The organism is Candidatus Roseilinea sp. NK_OTU-006 (assembly GCF_012931985.1).
GTDB lineage: Bacteria > Chloroflexota > Anaerolineae > J036 > Brachytrichaceae > JAAFGM01.
Map to the genome: position 1 here is coordinate 88,692 of NZ_JAAFGM010000009.1, position 18,809 is coordinate 107,500.

Consider the following 18,809-nt stretch of genomic DNA (forward strand, 5'->3'; position numbering starts at 1 on the left):
AAGGAGGAACTCGCATTATGGGTAAATGGGGCAGCTTTTTGAACGGCTTGATCATCGGCGCGATTGGCGGTGGGATCATGGCTTTGTTACTTGCGCCCCAATCCGGTGAGGACTTGCGCGACGACATCAAGCGTGAGGTGGATGAAATTCTGGAAGAAGGGCGTCGCGCTGCTGAGCAAAGTCAGCGCGAGCTGGAGGAGCGACTCAACCGGCTGCGCGGCCTGTGAGCGAGCGGATCATGACCGACATCGTCATCAACGGCTACGCGATAGACGACAAGTTGCTGCAAAAGAAAGCGATCCGGCGTTGCCAGGTCGCCCGGTGTAAAGCCGGCTGTTGCGCCGATGGGGTGTGGGTGGACTACGCGCATGCCCAGCGCATCATCGCCCAGGCCGAGCGGATCCAACCGTTCATGCCGGTGGCGCGACGCGATCCAAGCGCCTGGTTTGCCGAACTGCACGACGATGATCCCGCCTTTCCATCGGGGCAGTACACCGGCACAACTACAGTAGAAGATCCAACTCACCCCAGCGGCACCACGTGCGTGTTTTTGCGTCCCGAAGATCGCTACTGCGCGATTCAAGCTGCCTGCGTCGCCCAGGGTCGCCCCTCGTGGGAGCTGAAGCCCTACTACTGCTGCCTCTTTCCGCTGGTGGACGAGTATGCGGATGCAGATGGCCGCCCCTTGCCGGTGAGGCGCCTGACGCTGGACGATGAGAACGATCTCTTCAACCGCGGCGGGGGGTGCTACGAAGAGTGCGCATGTGAGCCGGAGTACGTCTTTCAAATTTATGCCGAGGAAGTCGCGCTGGCGCTTGGGCTGGAGGGCTATCGTGAGCTGTGCGCCGCTGTCGGCGTGATCCCCAGGCTGTGACCGTCAAACAACCAGCGCGCTCGTCCGAATCCGGCTGATGCCCCCGCCGCCTTCGATGCTGCGTCCGCCGCCGAAAGCACGGAAATATGGCTCGCCCAGCAACTCTGCGCGGTAGGCCGCAAACAGCATTGCCGGGATACATGCCAGCAGTGGCGAGAAGACTTCCGGGCATGGCGCATAGGGCAGATGAAAGCCGTCGGCTGAAATCGCTGCGCCTTGTGGAGAGACCTCGATCACCTGCCGTCCGATGGTCTGCATCGCCGTCTTCACCTCGGCGGCGCGGCTGGCGTCGCGCTCGTTTGCCGAGATGAGAAACGTCGGCGTGTCCACCGCCTTGGCGAAATACTGCAAATGCGCCCACTCCTCCACGTCCTGGCCAATGGCCGAGTCGCCGCTCGCTTCCAGCACCTTCGCCGCGCAGAACTGCGCCGTGCCGAAGTTCGGCCCGCTGCCGCAGAACACGAACTCTCCTGCGTCGAGGGTGCGCGCGGCCAACGCGCGCGCCGGCACGTCGCTCATCTCGATCGTGTGTTGCGCCCGGCGGCCCATGTCCGATAGGTGGGCGCGCCAGACGCGCACGTCACGCTCGCGGGCTTCCGCTATGCGCAGCGCGCAGGAGTACAGCATAATCATTGATGCGAAGTACGAGCGCGCACCGGGAACTTGTACGCCGGCCGCGTTGGGCACGTCGGGCGCGCGAGTGGTCAGCACGGCGCCGGCGGCCTGGGCGATGGGCGTCTGTTCGCTGTTGGTCACGGCAAAAGTGCGCAGGCCGCGCGCTTGAGCGCGCAGTACGCCCTCGATGGTGCGCGAGACGCCGCCGGAGACTGAGACGCCGATCACCGCGCTGGCGCTTGCGCGCGGCGCGAACCCTGGCGCATCGAATTGGATCACGCCGTAGCGTGAGAATGTCATGGCATTCTGTGCTTCGGTGGCCACGCCGGCGATGGACTCGAATGCGAACTCGGTGGCCAGCGCAGCAAAGTGGCTATCGCCACAGCCGATGACGTAAAGCCGCTCCAAGGCGTGACAGAAATTGTCGTCGAGGGCGCGCGCAGCTTCGTTGAGGAAGGCTTCCGATATCTCTGTGATGAGTTGAGGCAAGGTCAGGATTTGTTCTCGGAAATAGTTCATACCGGCGCGATTGTAAAGGGTGGCCCGAATCTCGCGCCTGATGGCAGGCGCTGGGGTAGAATCTCACTCCGTCGGGCGGGGCGCGCGGCCGGCGACCGGCCGCACATCCGCGCTCGGCGTTGGCGAGTTGTAATCCGAGGATGATTCGTCCGTTCGACATCCGTGATGTAAGCGTCGTTCAGCGGCTGACCGCGCTGGCTCGGCCGCTGGCCTGCGAACTGGTAGCGGTTGAAGGGGTAAATCCGCTGCGCGATGCGATTCGCTCGTATTTGGGGGGCGGGCGCGATCACGCCGTGGTGCTGGTCGAACGCGACGCCGACCATGATATTGAAGCCTTTGGCGTAATGTATGTGTTGCCGGGTGCGAACGGCAACAGCGCCGAAGATAGCGCGGCGAGCGGTCGGCGCGCTGCGCTTGTGCTGATGGCACCTCACGCACAATCGGATGAATTGATGGAGGCGTGGATGTATCTCGCGCAGGAATTTGCCGTCGAAGCGGCTCAGCGCGGGGCGCATCATATCGTTGCCGAAGCCCCTGAAATGGGCAGCGAGGCTGAAGCGTTGCAAGCCGCCGGCTTCGTCCCGCTCATCCAACAGGATGTCCTCAAGCTAGCCAACCAGCCGGACCTCGCGTCGTTGCCAGAAGTCTACGGGCTGCGCGAGCAGACCAAAGACGACGAGCCGCTGATCAAAGCGTTGCACTTGCGCGCTGCGCCCAAGATGACGTACCAGGCCGAAGTGTCGTTCGATCTGCTGCGCTCGATGCATCGCATGGATCGCGGCTTTGTGTTAATGCGCGGCAACGAGCTGGTCGCGCACGTTTCGGTGCGTCAGGGCAAGCGTGGCTATGGCATGCAAGCGCTCTTCCGGCCCGACGCCGAGCAGGACGCATTGCCCACCCTCCGCTTGGCGCTGGCGCATCTGATGAGGCGCGCTTGGCGTCCGGTTTATCTCACCGTGCGGCATTACCAGAGCTGGATGCTCCCGATCCTGGACGAGCTTGGCTTCGTGCACATGACCTCGACGATGTTGATGGTGCGTCACACGGCGGCGCGCGTCCATCAGCCGGTGTGGTCGCCGGTGGCAGCCGAAAGCGCTGCGATCAAGAACACGCACTCGGCCTCCATCCATCTTGAATCTCGCGCTTCGTCCTGCGATGGCGAAGGCGCGCATGGCGAAGACACGCTCCCGAGCGCGCATGACTATGCAAGAACTGCGAATCACTGACGACCTAGACACACTCTTGAATGTGCTGCCTCCCACTATCGCGGAGGCGATCCGACGAATCGGACGCTTCAACGACCTCATCGAAGTGGTGATGGATTTGGGGCGGTTGCCCGAGTCGCGCTACGTGAGTGCCGAAGCGAACGGCGACGCCGGCAGCTCCACCGCGCGGGAGGAGACGCGGGTGCTGCGCGAGACAGAGGTCACCCAGGAAGACCTGAACTACGTGCTCGAGCGCATTGGCGAATTCGATGACGACAACCGCGCCGGCATTGCCCGCACCCTCCATCGCATCTCGGGCATCCGCAATCGGCGTGGCGCGGTGGTGGGCCTGACGTGCCGGGTGGGTCGCGCCGTGTATGGCACGCTCAAGATCATCGAGGACATCATCGAAAGCGGCAAGAGCATTTTGCTGTTGGGCAAGCCCGGCGTCGGCAAGACGACGATGCTGCGCGAAGCGGCGCGGGTGTTGGCCGAAACCAAGCGCGTGGTGATCGTAGACACGTCGAACGAGATCGGCGGCGATGGCGACATCCCCCATCCGGCGGTCGGCCGCGCGCGCCGCATGCAAGTCTCCACGCCCAGCATGCAACACGAGGTGATGATTGAGGCCGTCGAAAACCACAACCCGCAGGTCATCGTGATAGATGAGATCGGCCGCCAACAAGAGGCCGAAGCGGCGCGCACGATCGCCGAGCGCGGCGTGCAACTGATCGGCACGGCTCACGGTCAGACCATTGAGAACCTGATGGTCAATCCCACGTTGAACGATCTGATCGGCGGCATCGAGAGCGTCACACTTTCAGATGAGGAGGCGCGCCGGCGCGGCACGCAGAAGACCGTCCTGGAGCGCCGCGCGCCGCCCACGTTCGACGTGTTGATCGAGATTCGTGACCGACATCGTCTGTTGGTGCACCACGACGTGAGCGAGGCGGTCGATGCGTTATTGCGTAACCGCATGCCGGTGGCCGAACTGCGGTACTGGGACGAGGAAGGCCGTATGCGCAGCGAGCGCGTCCGCTTGTCGCAGGAGGACGGGCGCGTGCGCGAAACGGAGATGTCCGACCGCCGCGATCGGCGCCCCCGCCGCAACGGCTATGGCGCGTACGACGCCGGTGAGGATCTGCCTGTGCTGCGCACCGACAGAACCGGCGAGTCGGTCATTGTTCGGCCCGGCGAGCCGGAGGAGCGCGAGGACCAAACCGCGCCGACAGAAAAGCTCGAAACCCAGCCCAGCGAAGCCAAGGCGATGCGCCTATACGCTTTTGGCGTGTCGAAGCATCGCCTGAAGCAGGCGGCCCGACAGCTAGGCGTCCCGGCGGTGTTCGTGGACAGCCTAGACGATGCCGATGTGCTCATCACCGCCAAGTCGTATTATCGCCAGCGTCCGCGCACGATCGTCGAGGCCGAGCAGGATAATGTGCCCATCTACGTGTTGCGTTCGAACTCGGTGTCGCAGATGGAAAGCTGTCTGGCCGACCTGTTCGGCCTGACCGACGGCGAGCGCATCCCGTATGAAAGCGCGATCGAGGAGGCTGAAGAGGCGATCCGGCGCGTGTTGGCCGGAGAGCGCGTTGTGGACCTCTCTCCGCAAAATGCGTTCGTACGCCGGCAGCAGCATCAGCTCGCGCGCGCTTCTAACCTCGTCTCGCACTCTTATGGCAAAGAACCCATGCGCCGCGTGCGCATCTTTAGGGAATAAGCAATCTGCGTCACGCGCCGCGCAATCTTCTCTCTCTATTCGCTCTATCCATGTTCATCTCGTTTGAAGGCCTGGACGGCAGTGGCAAGACGACGCAGGTCCAACGTCTGGCAGTGTGGTTGCGCACGCATCATCGGCATGTGCTCACGCTGCGCGAGCCCGGCGGCACCAAAATCGGCGACGCCATTCGCGCCATCCTGCACGACCGGAGCAACTCGAACATGGATTCCCGGGCCGAATTGCTGTTGTATTGCGCATCGCGCGCCCAGCTCGTCGCCGAACAGGTTCGCCCCTATCTGCGCAGCGGCGGCATCGTGCTGAGCGACCGCTTCGCCGACAGCACACTGGCCTATCAGGGCTATGGCCGTGGCCTCGATCTGGACTTTCTGCGCAGCCTGCTCGATTTCGTGACGCAGGGCATTAAACCAGACCTGACGCTGTACTTCGACGTGGATCCGGAACGCGCGCTTGAGCGCAGGATGGCCAGCGGCGCCGAGGTCAATCGGATGGATGTTGAGACCATCGAATTCCATCACCGGGTGCGCGAGGGTTATCACCGATTGATCGCCCAGGAGCCGGAGCGTTGGCGGGTGATTGATGCGTCGGCGACGACCGACCGGGTGGCCGCCCAAGTCCAGGATATTGTTAAGACGCGGCTCAACATTGCGGATTAGGATGCGAGTATGCTTCGCCCGAACGTCCGACGCGGGATTGCCTGGTCCGCGAGCGTAGCGCTCATCGCGCTCGGCGCTGCGATCTTTGCCGGCGTAGCGGACATGCCCGCAGCGGCATCCCGCCGCGTCCTGCCGGCGCAAGGCAGCCAGGTTTCGCAGGAGTTCGCCGGGCTGTCGTCTGCGGCTGCGATCTATCCGGTTCCGGAGCGCATCTGGATTGACAAGTTGAAAGTCAACGCACGGATTCAGCCGGTCGGCCCTGGCAAGCGCGTCGGCGTGGGCGTCGTCGAGTGGACAGCGCCAAACAATCAGAACGTAGGCTGGCATGACTACTCCGGGCGCTTGGGAGAAGGCAAGAACATCGTCCTCAACGGCCACAACAACATCTATGGCTCAGTCTTTCGCAAGCTCTACACGTTGCAACCCGGCGATGAGATTCGCCTCGGCGCAGGCGACCGGCAAGTGATCTATCGCGTTCGAGAAGTTAAGATCTTACGCGAGCGCGACCAGCCCCTCGCGGTGCGCATTGCCAATGCGCAGTACATCCAGCCCATGAACGACGACCGGCTGACGCTGGTCTCGTGCTGGCCGGAGTGGAGCAACACACACCGCGTGATTGTGATCGCTCACCCGGTAGCCGAGGACTGAGTTGCACCAGCAAAGATGCACCGAGTGACGCGCGAGGTTGCGCTGTGGTGCGCCATCGCTTTCTTGGCAGGTGTGCCGCGTCTAGCGCGACTGGACTTCCTGCTGACGAACCCCGAAGCGGCGACAGCCCTGGTCTCGCTCACAGTGCTGCGGGGTGAGCCGGCCCTCTTTCCGAATCCGTTGTTCGGCTGGCTACAGGCGTTGCTCTTCACCGTCTTCGGGGCGAGCGAAGTATCGGCGCGGCTGGTTGCAGCGCTGAGCGGTGTTGTGTTGTGTCTGTTGCCCGTCGCGTTGCGCCTTCAACTTGGACGAACGCGCGCGTTGATTTTTGCGGCGCTGCTTGCCTTTTCGCCGACGCTGTGGTTCGTCTCGCGCGAGATGGGCGGCGCCATCCTGGCATGGATGTTGGCCTTCGCCGCGCATTGCGCCTGGCGCGCTCGCCGTCCGGCTTTGGCCGCAGCAGCGTTTGGCGCATTGCTGGCGACCGGCCAGGACGCGATTCCGCCGCTCATCGTGACCGTCCTCGCCTCATCGGCTGCGCTGCCGCTCGACGCCGTCCGCCCGTCGGCTCGCACGGTGGCGATTGTGCTGCTGGCGTTCGTGTTGTCGGCCACAGCGCTGCTCATGCGTCCGACCGGCCTGGGCGATGCCTTCAACGGCTATGCGTTGTGGGCGCAGACGCGAGGGGGGGATGCGTCCATCTCCGTTGGGCGGTTGATGCTCGGCCTGGTCATCAGCGAGCCGGTGATATGGCTCGGCGCGGCCTTTGCGCTTGCGGCGTTTGCCCGCATGCGCGCGCAGCTTCGCGCCGAATCGGCTTGGTGGATCTGGATTGCGGCGGGTTTGGGGGTGCTCATCGTCAGCGCCGGCCGCAGCGCTGCACTGCTTGCGCCGTTGACGATCGGCATGGCGGGTCTGGCCTCGGCAGCTTATGATGCGCTGTTGGCCTCTGCGCAGCGTTGGGGGAGTTGGCGGCGTGAAGGTGTTGTCGTGGCCATCGCCTTCGTGCTGCTGATCTACGCCAGCTTGGGGGTGTGGCAGTATGCCGGACAGGCGCGCAGCGCGTGGCTGGCCTCTGCAGTCGTCGCCGCCCTGTTGATCGCGGCGCTCGTCGCGGCGGGCAGCTTGACCATGGACTACGGCGCTCCCCTGCGCGGCGTGGCGCTGGCCGGCGTCGCTGCGCTATCGTTATACACGTTCGGCGTCGGCATCCAGATGAATCATGCGCGTCCACACAACCCCGCCGAACCATATCGCGTCCAGGCCGCGGATTTGGACTTGATGACGCTCCAGGAGGACATTCGCCTGATCAGCGTCCGCGCAACGGGCGAGCCGAACGCGCTTGACGTGCATCTGGCCGAAGATGCACCGGCGGCGTTGCAGTGGGTGTTGCGCGATCGGCGCAGATTCGATGCGCTGGAGGATGCGGGCGCGCCCGATGTCGTATTGACGCCGGCAGCCGAGAAGCCGCGCGTGGCCGGCAACTTTATTGGGACGGCATACGCGGTGACGGCGCAAGCGCCGTTGAACGAGGTGCGTTGCGTTGGGTTGCCGTGGGGGGGAGGCGATTGTTGGTCGCTGGCGCGCTGGCTGGCCTTTCGCGACGCCGAGACGACGCATGCCAACCTCTGGGTGTTATGGCTGCGCGATGATGTGGCAAGGCGGGCGAGCGGGATGAGATGAGGGAGGATGTGGGGATGATCGGTGAACAGCGCTTGACCGAATTTGAAGCGATGGCGCAGCCGGCTGCGCTGCGCGATGCCTGGCTTGATCGGCCGTTGTTGGCCGCTGTGACGTGGGAAAGGGCGCTCTATGTCGTGTCCTTCCTCATTGCCCTTGTCTCACGATTCTATGACATGGGCGCGCGCGTGATGAGCCATGACGAGTCGCTGCATACCTATTTCTCGTATTTGCTGGCGACCGGCAAGGGGTTCCAACATACGCCGCTCATGCATGGGCCATTTCTGTTTCACGTCACCGCGCTGAGCTACTTTTTGTTCGGCGCGGACGATTTCACTTCGCGCATTCCTACGGCGGCGTTCGGCGTCGTCTTGGTCGTCTTGCCCTATTTCTTTCGACGTTGGCTGGGGCGCGTCGGCGCGCTGGCGACGTCGTTCATGTTGCTCATCTCGCCCTCGATTTTGTATCACGCGCGCTACATTCGCCAGGAAGCGTTCATCCTGGTGTGGATGACGCTGACGGTGCTGTGTATATGGCGCTACTTAGAGGATCGGCGACCGGGATGGCTGATCGGGTTGGCGGCGGCGCTGGCCTTCCATGCGACGGATAAGGCCACGTCTTTCCTGGCCGTGGCGTTGCTGATGGTGTTTCTCTCGGCGTTGGCGCTGTGGCAGTTGTATCGCGGGCGGCGCATGTTCCCACCAGGCCGACGTTGGCAGGATGCCGCCATGCTGCTGGGCTTTGGCGCGGTCACGGCCATCTTCATGGTCGGCCTGAGCATCCTCTTCGAGCTTGGGAGCAGCGCTCTGACGCGCGCGTTAGGCGTGGTCGCGCCGCAGCCGAACGCGCCCGGCGGGGAGACGAACACGTTGATCTATGGCACCATCATGGTATTGCTGGCGGCGCTGGTGTGCATCGGGCTGGCCTACTTGTATCGCATGACGTTCGGCCAGTGGTTGCGCGTCGCCTCGCGCCATGCGCCGGCTTTCGACGTCATCATCGTGTTGGTGACCACAACCATGTTCATGGGTTCGCCGGCCATGCTGTTAATCAAGAATCGCATCTGGCAGGCCTTCCGCGGCGAGGAGTTGGTGCCGATCAGCACGCTGGGCAACATGAGCAACCTGCAGATGAACCCGCAGGTGATCACCACCATGTTCGCCATGTCGCTGGCGCTGATCGCCATCGCCATCGCCATCGGCATGGCCTGGCACGGGCAACTGTGGCCGGCCATCGTCATCGTCTTTCTCGCCATCACGGTGACGCTGTTCACCACGGTGTTCACCAACCTGGCCGGCATCGGCACAGGCTTCGTCGGCCAACTGGGCTACTGGATGGCGCAGCAGGATGTCCAGCGCGGCAATCAGCCCTGGTATTACTACTTCTTGCTCGTGCCGATGTATGAGTATGCCGTGCTGGCCGGCGCGCTCGGCGCCATGGCGGCCCTCGCCGCGCGGACGCTGTCGGCGCTGCGCGCGCGTGTGCGCTTCTTCGCTACCCTGCGCCGGTATCGCTTCCCGCTCTTCCTGGCATGGTGGACGGTTGCGACGTGGATCATCTACACCATCGCCGGCGAGAAAATGCCTTGGCTGACGGTGCACTTCGCGCTGCCGATGGCTTTCCTGACCGGCTGGTTCATCCAGCAGGTGGTCGTCAGACTGAGTAGCGAGCTTCGGGCGCAACCGGCGCCGACTTACGGCCGCGCTGCTCAGGGCTTCGCGGTGGCCGGTTTGGCGGCCCTGGCCGTGCTGCTGTTCGTGCGCTTGCTCTCACTAATCGGCGGCCTGGACTTGGCCGGGAAGCCAGCCGCCGATGTGCTGCAGTGGGCGCTGAGTTTCATGATCGGCGCGAGCGCCCTGGCGATTGCCGGCTATCTGCTCGGTCGTGTGGCGAACAGCGCGGCGCTGCCGGCTGTGGCGCTGGCCGGCTTTGCGCTGCTGAGCGTGCTGACCATACGCACCGCCGTGATGGTGACTTACATCAATTACGACTACACGCGGGAGTTCCTGTTCTATGCCCACGGCGCGCCGGGCGTGAAGATCGCGCTGAACCAGATTGACGACCTGCAAAAGCGCGTGGGGGGACGCGCGCCGTTGAAGGTGGGCTACACGCAAGAGACGAGCTGGCCGATGTCGTGGTACATGCAACGCCGGCCAGGCGCGCAGTTCCTCGGCAGTCAATTGCCCTCCAACTACGAAGACTTTGACGTCATCATCGCCAGCGAGCAGGACGCGCAGTTTGCGCAATTTGTGGACGCGCTTTCGGGAGGCTATGTCCGCTTTGATTACATGCTGGTGTGGTGGCCAATGCAGGATTACTACGACCTGAATTGGGAGCGCATCCGCTATTCACTTTTCAACCCCCAGGCGCGCGCGGCGCTCTGGGAGATCGCCTTCAACCGCAACTTTGAGCCATACGCGAAGCTGTTCAACAAGACGTCGCTCACGCCGGAGGCGTGGTCGCCCGGCCATCGCTTCTCGCTGTTCATCCGCAACGACATCGCCGACCGGCTGTGGGATTACCGCGTGGGGGCCGTGGCCGGCGGGCAAAGCCAGCGCGCGCTCGGCCCCAGCCTGCAGAATCCGGCCGGCATCGCCTTCGCCCCGGACGGCACACGCTTCATCGTGGATCGCAAGGCCAACCGCGTGTTCCATCAAGATGCTGCCGGACGGCTCATCCGCAGCTTTGGCGGCCCGGGCAACCAGCCTGGCAAGTTCAACGACGCCTGGGGCATCGCCGTAGATGACGCGCAGAACATCTACGTGGCCGACACATTCAACCATCGCATTCAAAAGTTCGACGCTGCCGGCAACTTCCTGATGGCTTGGGGGCGGCCCGGCGCCACGGACCAACCTGGCTTCGGCACAGATACGCAGTTCTTTGGCCCGCGCGACATCGCCTTCGACCGCGATGGTCGCTTGTTGGTCACCGACACCGGCAACAAGCGGGTGCAGGTGTTCGATCGCGACGGCAACTTCATCACGCAGTTCGGCGGCCCGGGCAGTGGCGAGGGACAGTTCAACGAGCCGGTCGGCATCGCCGTGGACGGGAGCGGCAACATCTATGTGGCCGACACGTGGAACCGCCGCATCCAAGTGTTCGACCCGAACTATCGCTTCCTGCGCGCCTGGCGCGTGGCCGCCTGGGATGAATCGCAGATGGATGAGGCCGAATTGCAGGCTGTTGATCACAAGCCTTATCTGGCGATCAGCGGCGACACGCTCTTCGTCAGCAGCCCGCGCACGGCGCAAGTGCTGGCCTATACGCTGACCGGCGCGCCGGTTCAGCTTCCGGGCGTCACCTTCAACGTTGACGACTTGCCTACCGGCATCAAAGTGCACAACAACACTTTGTTCGTGACCAACCTGCGCGACGGCTCGTTGATCGAATTCCCCCTCGGCGCTGGATTGCAGTGAGCGTTTGGGGCGAAGGACGCCTAGTCGTGAAACTGATCGGGCTGGAGCGGGTTGGGCCGGCCGAGTAGGGCAAAGGCGCGGTCTTGCGCCTGCCACATCCGTCGCCGGCGCGCCGGTGTGTGATGGTCGTAGCCGAGCAGGTGCAGCACGCCGTGGATCACCAGCAACGCCAATTCGTCCTCGACGGGATGGCCGTAGCGCTTGGCCTGCGCTGCGCAGCGTTCCATCGAGATGGCGATGTCGCCCAGATAGGCCGGCGCATGATCCGCGTCGCTTGGTTGGCCGTCCCGATAGCCCTCGCCACCAAACGAGAGCACGTCGGTGGGCGCGTCGGTGACGCGGTATTGCCGGTTGAGGGCGCGCAGCTCGGCATCATCGGTGAGGCGAATGGTCAGTGCGACAGGTGTCGGGAGATGGCGACCCTGAGCCAGCGCGGCATGGGCGGCGCGTCGCACAAGCGCGGTTTGACCGCGCGCGCGATATGCGGCGCGTGTGTAAAGGTAGATGTCGGCATCGTGCGCCGGTTTGGACCTCGTCGAACGAACGTCCACGCGCGGCGTCATGGTGTGGCCAGTTCCTGGTTGGGATGAGGGGGGAGCGACTGAGCGGTGGTGGTCCGTGACATCCGCTCCGGATACTTCACGCGAGGGTGGTACATGCCGCGTAACGTCTCCAGGAAAGATTGCCGCGCCACTTCCATCTCGCGCAGCGTCAGTCCGCTGTCGTCGAGCTGGTGATCGGCGAGGCGGTCGGCGAACAGCCGGCGCAGCACTTCGTCCATCTCCTCTACCGATGTGCAGCGGTTAGCGCGCACTGCGGCTTCGCTGCCGTCGGCCAGCATCAGCAACGCCGTTTCTTTGCTCTGCGGACGCGGCCCAGGGTAACGGAAGAGTTGGGCATCCACTTTGCGGCCGTGCTCCTCGCAGGCGCGCGCGTATTGGTAATCCGTCTTCGTTGTGCCGTGATGTTCGGCGATGAACGCCCGCACGCGCGACGGCAACCGATGCTTCGCGGCCAGCTTCAGCCCGTCCGTGACATGGTTCCGCAGGATGGTCGAGCTGGTCAACGGATCGAGTTGCTCGTGTGGGTTGACACCCTCAAGCTGGTTCTCGATGAAGAATTGCGGGTTGGCCAGCTTGCCAACGTCGTGAAAGTACGCCCCGACCCGTGTGAGGAGCGAATCGGCGCCGATACGTTCGGCGGCGTTTTCCGCCAGATGAGTGACTATCAACGTATGGTGGTAGGTGCCCGGCGCTTGTGTCACCATCTGCTGCAACAGCGGATGTGAAAGGCGGGACAGCTCGATGAGTTGCACCACCGTGGTCACGTCGAAGAGGGCGCCGCTGACGTAGAGGATGGCCAATGCCAGCCCGGCCGATAATGCGCCGCCGCCCAGGCTGGCGATCAGGTAAACCGCGAGCAGCGGCGCGTCGTTGGGTTGGGCGGCGGGCAGGTTGAAAGCGAGCACGACCAACGACTGCGCGATGCCGGCCAGCGCGCCGGCGCGCAGGAAACTGCTCAATCGCTCGGCGCGGCCGAGCGTCAGGCACGCCGCAATGCCGCCGGCCGCAATGCATGCGGCAAACTCCAGTTGCTTCTCCATCCCCTGGCCGACCAGCACGCCCATCAGTAAGGCGCTGATGACGCCGATCAACAGGCCCGACCAGCTCGTGATCGCAATGGAGACGGCTGCCAAAGGCGCTAAGTAGGGCAGCACGCCGTGTCCGGGCAGCACCCAGCGCGCCAGCATCAACACTGTCGCGAACAGCGCAGCGCTCAGCGCCGTCTGCCGGATCGGGCGCTTCAAGGCGTTCTCGCGGGCGCGCAACATGCCCATGCCCAGTGCCGTCACCGCCAGCGCGCTCCAGACGCACGCGCTGACGACGCGCATCCACGACAGCGTCGGGCGACGCAGGTTGAACTTTTCCAGCGCCTCGATCTCGCTTGGGCCAATCACCTGGCCGCTGCGAATGATGATCTGATTGGCTTCGTATTTGCGCTCGACCGGTTTCACGTTCTCGCGCGCTGCACGGCGCGCGGCTTCGGTGGCGGCCGAGTCGTAGTTGGTGTTCGGCACGATCAGGGCGCTCGCCAGTTGATTGACAATGTCGGCTTCTTCCGCGCGCAGGCTGAAGCTGATGAGCTGAGGCAGGAGCGCTCGGATTTCATCCAGATTGCCCGGATGGATCGGGCGACGCAGCACGACGTCCAACACGGCCAGGATTTGCGCCGAGATGCGGCTCCATTGGCTATCCTCGAGCGCCAGAATGCTGCGCGCGGTGGATTCGCGGATGACCAACTCATCCAGGCCGGTCAACTTGCGGATGCGCTCCTCAGGGCTCAGGTTCTGATCGTTGCGGATTTGCTGGATGTAATCGAGCGCTTCGTAGGCCCGCGACATCTGCCGGCGCGAGGTTTGCACGTCGGGCGGGGTGAAGATCGGCGCAACGCTGGCTTCGGCCAGATCGCGCTGTCGGTTGGTCTCGACATCGCTCACGTAAACCATCCGGTAGGGCGCGCGGATGTCAAAGGTGACGACTTCGCCGAGGTTGTAGATCACGCCGGCGCCGATCACATAGCGGGATAGCTGCGCCGCAGTGACGCCGACGAACGTCGCAACGGCGATTGCGCCCAGGAGGGCGATCTTTCGCCGATGCGTTTGTTGAAGCTGCTGACGAACGCCGGAAGTCGCGTCTGGGTTCATGAGCATCCTGCGGCCGCGTCCGATGGCACACCTCGGTCGCGTCCGAATCACGCGCGATGCGCTCCCAAATCGGCGTGCATTGCAAGGGGCGTCGCGCGTCGGTGGTTCACCCCAACAGTTCGCGCACGACTTCGTTTACCAGTTTGCCGTCGGCGATGTCTTTGACTTTGGGCTGCAGTGCTTTCATGACCTGGCCGTGTTGCTTGGGCGAAGTGGCATGGAGTTCTTGGATGACCTGTTTGGCCAGTGCAACGATTTCTTCCCGGGACAGTTGTTTGGGAAGGAATTCTTTGAGCACATCCAATTCGGCGCGTTGTTGAGCAACCAGATCTGCGCGGCCGGCGCTTTGCGCCTCGAGTAGCGATTCTTCGTGTTGCTTGATCTCGCGCCGCACGAGCATCAGGATGTCGCTATCGCTCAGCACGCCGCCGCGGCCGTCCGTGCGCGCTTCGACCTCAGCGTTCTTGATTTGGGCGACGAGCAGGCGCAGCACGTTTTTGCGAGCTTCATCGCCGCTGCGCAACGCTGCTTTCAGCTCATCCTGAATTCGCTGTTTGAGCACCGCTTCCATACGTCACGTCTTTCGCTCGCGCCTCGGGCGAGAACCGCATGTCCGTTCGATGCCGCGCTCGCTTCTCGATCCGCACTGCAATTGTACAGGAGGCCGCGGCGCGCAATTTAAAACGATAAGGCGGGCATCACGCCCGCCCGTGTCATCGCTGGCTAGGTTTGAAATAGCCTATTCCGGCTGTGCAAACTTCATGCTCTGCCGTCGGCTCTTGCGCAACTTTGCTGCGCGCTTGCGCTTGTTGATCACGCTCGGCTTCTCGAAATAGCGGCGGTTGCGCACCTCGACCAGGATGCGGTTGAATTGCACGATCTTGTTGAAGCGCCGGAGTGCCGACTCGAACGTCTCATCGTCTTCGACCACTACGCGAGCCACTTAATCACCTTCTTTTATCGCTCGAATTGATTTGCTTCCGGTTTATAAAACCGGCCGGAATTATACGGGTTTGCGATGAGCTGTCAACGAATGAAGCTGTCAACGTTCGTGCGCCTGAGCGTACCGTCTCTTTCAATGTAGGCGAGTTTGAACAAACGCCTCCCTGAGGGGCGCGAGGCGGTATCCAGGCCGGTTGCACGAACGACAACCCCATCGCCCGCTCCGGTCCTGCCACGCGCGTTCCCCCGCGCATCCTCACCAGGCGCTGCCGAATCCGCGTTCTTCACCTGTCTTGCGGTTGTGTCCCTAAATCTAGAAACAGTATCGCTGACGCAGCGGGCCTGCTCTGGCTTGACGATTAACTCCTCGCACCTCGTCCTCGCGGTCGCTCCGCTGATCCGGCCACGGCCCCCGCTGTGTGTCTGGCCAGAAATGTGCGCTGCGCCGGCGTGACACGCGCGCGCGGGATAACAGGGGAAGTTGAGGGTTTTCCCTCTTGCGCCGGTCACAGGCAAGGCATACCCTTTGCAACAAAGGCCGCGCCGGTCATGCCGTTGGGGGGAGCCTTGCTGCTGGCGGTCACGCAGTCGCCGGCTGGTCGCTGGCTGGTAGCTAGCAGCAAGGCCGGCGCCGGCGCGGCGGCAGGCAAGCAGCCGGCGCAACGTATCTGGATCAGGTCGCCATGCAGTCGGGCTTTCACAAGATGCGCTGCGGGCTGGCGCTGAGCCTGGCGTGTGCGGTGCTGTCAGGGTGTACCCCAGAGGATGAAGCGCTGCTGGGCACGGCCATGGCCAGCGCAGTTGAAACTGCGGTAGAGGACACCAAACACCAAGCAGCCACCGAAGTGGCGCACCTGAGTGAAACGGCCGTCGCCGGCGGCGAAAATCTGGTTGCTACACTGGCTGCGGGCGGCAGCCAGGCAGCCGGCACAGCCATCGCCCAGGTCCAGACAAGTATGCCGCGCCTGGGCAATCACAGCCCAGCGCTTCCCGGCGCGAGGTGCACAGCGCTGGCCGATGGCGTTCAGAGCTGCGACGCTGACGAATACGTTGCCATCGTCGCCGACCTGTCCAGGCCGTGGGTAGGCCTACACGCCATCACGGCGAACAACTGGACTGACCCTGAGCGTTTCAGTGCGCAGACTGTGCAAGACATGATCCCGGCATGGCAGGAGACGCTTGGCTGTTCAATTGTGGCCGGCATCAATGGCGGCTACTTCGGGCCGGGGCATCACAATTCCGAAGGATGGACTGTGGTCAACGGCCAGGCCCGGCGCGACATGCGCGCCAAAGTGCAGATTGACCCAAGCTATACCCCACAACATTGGCCTGCGTTCGTCATTGACGATCGGGGCATTGCGCGGATCGGGCGCTACTTGTGGCGCGACACATACGCCTGGGCAGCGGTGACCGCCGGCCCCATTTTTATCGAGGCCGGCCAGGTGCTGCCGATGAACGTGTGCAAGCAACAAATGTTGCCGGAGCGGTATTGCACGGAGACCTACAACCAGTCGGTCGCAGCAGTCAGCCGCGATGGGCGCACGGTGTATCTGCTGGTCGCGCCCAAGCAGAATCTGCAAACCGTCGCCCAATGGCTGGGGCCGGCCGGCGCCGGCGTGTGGACAGCCATCAAGCTGGACGGCGGATCGAGCACGCAACTGGTCTATCGCACCGGCGATGCGTGGAGGCGCGTCATCCCACCCGGCAGCGGCCGCGCGGTGAGCGACGCGATTGTCATCTGCGCGCATTGAACAAGAGGGGGCGCCATGCAACGCCTGAACACAGGACGAGCCGTCTGCGGCGGCGTGTTGATCGCCAGCCTGGCATTTGCTTCGCTCCGGCCAGTTGCCCTGGCCCAAGAGCAGCCGCCCACAAAGACCGACGTGGGGGCCCCCGCGTCGGCGTTCATCGAATCCGGTGCGCAGCCCGCGGCGACAGATGAGGCTTTTCGCCAGGCTGCCGAGGCTGCCCTGCGCGCGGCATTGGAACAAGCCGGGCCAGATCATCCGGTCACAGGCCGCATCCCGGTCAACCTGCCCAGGCCACAAGTCGAAGCGCACGTTGACCCGACGCTGCCGCCGGATGACTGGCCGGCCTACCGCAACGCGCAAGCCGGCTACGTCCTCTTTCATCCTCCAGACGTGACGCCCGCAGAGCGCGCCGATCCAGCGCAAGCAGCGCAGAGTAAGATCGTCAGCGCCTTGGGGCTGGGCGAGCACATCCAGATCGTGACGCGCATCCCACCGCTTGACGACGAGACGTTCACCCGCTGGACCAAAGGCTGGACGCCAGTTACCCTGAGCGACGGACAGACGGCATGGCGGTATGAAACTGCCTTCACCCCGCCGGATGATCAAGGGCAAGTGCGCAGCGTGGAATATTTCGTCCACACCCCCCAGGCCGACTACCGCTTGCAGTTTAGCGCCGACATGGCCGACACCGGCGCGTTGGATCGCTTCGAGCAGATCGCGCGCGCCTTCACCCTGCTCGACGCGCCGGCTTACACAGCCCCTGCGTTCACGCCCCAAGCCATAGCCGCCAGCCCGGCTACCGCGTTCGACTTTCCTGTCGAACCGCGCGACGGCAGCGCCAATCGGGCGCCGAGCCATGCCGGCTATAACGTCCGAAATCCCTACCTCCACGACTGCGACAACGATGGCGTGGACTACAACGACAACAACGACCGGTGCTGGTCTAGGTGGTATGGCAAGACGCTTTCACAGTTGCAACACACCGGCGAAGACTGGTTTCGCCCGGCCGGCAGCCCGGTGTATGCCGTCGCCAACGGCAGGGTGGTCTGGTCGGGCAACGCCTACTACCCCGGCTACGTCGTCATCATCGAACACGAATTGCCGGCCGGCGTGAGCACGCCGTGGGGCAACCGCTTCATCTATTCGATGTACGGACATCTGGCTGCTCATGGACTCATTCAGGTCAATGCAGACGTGCAAAAGGGCCAACCAATCGGCGTGCTGTACGACTGGGAAGACGACCACCTGCACTGGGAGATGCGCCGCTACTGGGACATGCGCCAGGCGCCGGGCAACGTGAACGGTTATCGTTTTAAAAACGACAGTATCCCCGGACCCGCCTACGCCGACACCGGCGCTCATCCCGACTGGTTCGGCTACACTCATCCCTCGGCTTGGGTGGATGCACATCGGCAGAGCAGCCCGCCGCCATCGTGCCCACAAAGCGGTGGCGTCATCTTGTACTACCACGCCAACTACGACTGCGGCGGGCGCGGCGAGAACGAGGGCTATGTGCTGCGCAGCAGCACAGGCATGCACACCATGCCCGCCGGCATGAATGATCAGGCATCATCCATCCGCATCCCTAACGGATGGTCGGTGCGCGTGTTCGAGCACAGCGGGGGTGGCGGGGGACGTAGGTGCTACAACGCGCCCGGCGACAACGATTTCTCCAACGACAGCTTTGACAACGGGATAGGCGTCAACGATCGCGTCTCGTCGTTCGAGATTTTCAGCACGCCCAATTGCGCCGCCAACGCGCCGGACACCAGCCCACCCAGCGGCAATTACACCAGCCCGGGCAACGGGGCGACGGTGGGGCGCACGGTGCGGCTGGCAGCCTGGGCCAGCGACAGTGGCAGCGGCGTCCGAGAAGTGCGCTTTACCGCCAAATGGAGCGGCCAGTGGCGGTTGATCTATGGCGATACCAGCGCGCCTTACGAATATGACTGGGACCTGTGCGCCGCCGGTGTGCCCGATGGCGACATTGAACTCGGCCTGGATATCTGGGATCACGCCGGCAACGAATTCCACTTGCACACCGTGCAGCCCAATCCACAC

15 protein-coding genes (1 of these 15 only partly in view) are annotated in these 18,809 nt (G+C 63.7%); 10 read left to right on the plus strand and 5 right to left on the minus strand.

What is annotated here, in order from left to right; all coding sequences use genetic code 11:
* Window positions 1-17 precede the first annotated feature (17 nt).
* Entirely contained in the window at window positions 18-227 is a 210-nt protein-coding gene (locus tag GXH28_RS07325; protein WP_169238362.1) for a YtxH domain-containing protein, read from the plus strand.
* An 11-nt stretch (window positions 228-238) separates the two neighbouring features.
* Window positions 239-874, plus strand: a complete 636-nt coding sequence (locus tag GXH28_RS07330) for a hypothetical protein (protein ID WP_169238363.1) — start codon at window positions 239-241, stop codon at window positions 872-874.
* 3 nt (window positions 875-877) lie between these two features.
* On the opposite strand, the gene GXH28_RS07335 is transcribed toward GXH28_RS07330, so the two are convergent.
* Complete coding sequence (locus GXH28_RS07335; RefSeq protein ID WP_169238364.1) at window positions 878-2,008, minus strand: SIS domain-containing protein; 1,131 nt, start codon at window positions 2,006-2,008, stop codon at window positions 878-880.
* 140 nt (window positions 2,009-2,148) lie between these two features.
* Here GXH28_RS07335 and GXH28_RS07340 point away from each other — a divergent pair, with 140 nt between their 5' ends.
* From GXH28_RS07340 to GXH28_RS07365, 6 genes are read left to right on the plus strand one after another with little or no spacing between them, the layout of a single operon-like run.
* Window positions 2,149-3,234 (plus strand): hypothetical protein, encoded by a 1,086-nt coding sequence (locus GXH28_RS07340; RefSeq protein WP_169238365.1) that lies wholly within the window; start codon window positions 2,149-2,151, stop codon window positions 3,232-3,234.
* A complete protein-coding gene (locus GXH28_RS07345; RefSeq protein WP_206156756.1) occupies window positions 3,212-4,933 on the plus strand; it encodes a R3H domain-containing nucleic acid-binding protein in 1,722 nt (573 codons plus the stop codon). Before GXH28_RS07340 ends, GXH28_RS07345 begins: the two co-directional genes overlap by 23 nt.
* A gap of 50 nt (window positions 4,934-4,983) precedes the next feature.
* Complete coding sequence (gene tmk / locus GXH28_RS07350) at window positions 4,984-5,607, plus strand: dTMP kinase (protein WP_169238366.1); 624 nt, start codon at window positions 4,984-4,986, stop codon at window positions 5,605-5,607.
* Between the two features lie 9 nt (window positions 5,608-5,616).
* Window positions 5,617-6,255 (plus strand): sortase, encoded by a 639-nt coding sequence (locus GXH28_RS07355; RefSeq protein ID WP_169238367.1) that lies wholly within the window; start codon window positions 5,617-5,619, stop codon window positions 6,253-6,255.
* A 24-nt stretch (window positions 6,256-6,279) separates the two neighbouring features.
* A complete protein-coding gene (locus tag GXH28_RS07360; RefSeq protein WP_169238368.1) occupies window positions 6,280-7,938 on the plus strand; it encodes a glycosyltransferase family 39 protein in 1,659 nt (552 codons plus the stop codon).
* Window positions 7,939-7,952: 14 nt separating this feature from the next.
* Window positions 7,953-11,351, plus strand: coding sequence for a flippase activity-associated protein Agl23 (locus GXH28_RS07365; protein ID WP_169238369.1), 3,399 nt, complete (start codon window positions 7,953-7,955; stop codon window positions 11,349-11,351).
* Between the two features lie 20 nt (window positions 11,352-11,371).
* Here GXH28_RS07365 and ybeY read toward each other — a convergent pair whose 3' ends face one another.
* From ybeY to rpsU, 4 genes are all read right to left on the minus strand, one after another.
* Window positions 11,372-11,902 carry an rRNA maturation RNase YbeY gene (gene ybeY / locus GXH28_RS07370; protein WP_320447930.1) on the minus strand — a complete coding sequence of 177 codons (531 nt, stop codon included), beginning with the start codon at window positions 11,900-11,902 and terminating at the stop codon, window positions 11,372-11,374.
* A gap of 8 nt (window positions 11,903-11,910) precedes the next feature.
* Window positions 11,911-14,055, minus strand: a complete 2,145-nt coding sequence (locus tag GXH28_RS07375; protein WP_169238371.1) for an HD family phosphohydrolase — start codon at window positions 14,053-14,055, stop codon at window positions 11,911-11,913.
* Between the two features lie 106 nt (window positions 14,056-14,161).
* Window positions 14,162-14,626 carry a GatB/YqeY domain-containing protein gene (locus GXH28_RS07380; RefSeq protein ID WP_169238372.1) on the minus strand — a complete coding sequence of 155 codons (465 nt, stop codon included), beginning with the start codon at window positions 14,624-14,626 and terminating at the stop codon, window positions 14,162-14,164.
* A gap of 168 nt (window positions 14,627-14,794) precedes the next feature.
* Window positions 14,795-14,998: a 30S ribosomal protein S21 gene (gene rpsU, locus GXH28_RS07385; RefSeq protein ID WP_169238373.1), complete on the minus strand. Its 204-nt coding sequence runs from the start codon at window positions 14,996-14,998 to the stop codon at window positions 14,795-14,797.
* 682 nt (window positions 14,999-15,680) lie between these two features.
* Between rpsU and GXH28_RS07390 the strand changes: the two genes are divergently transcribed.
* Together GXH28_RS07390 and GXH28_RS07395 are read left to right on the plus strand one after the other, a co-directional pair.
* A complete protein-coding gene (locus tag GXH28_RS07390; RefSeq protein WP_169238374.1) occupies window positions 15,681-16,748 on the plus strand; it encodes a phosphodiester glycosidase family protein in 1,068 nt (355 codons plus the stop codon).
* 15 nt (window positions 16,749-16,763) lie between these two features.
* Window positions 16,764-18,809, plus strand: partial view of a PA14 domain-containing protein gene (locus tag GXH28_RS07395; RefSeq protein WP_169238375.1) — the 5' end (the start) only. 2,169 nt of this gene lie beyond the right edge of the window; the window shows 2,046 of its 4,215 coding nt (coding positions 1-2,046); it begins with the start codon at window positions 16,764-16,766; its stop codon lies off the right edge, out of view.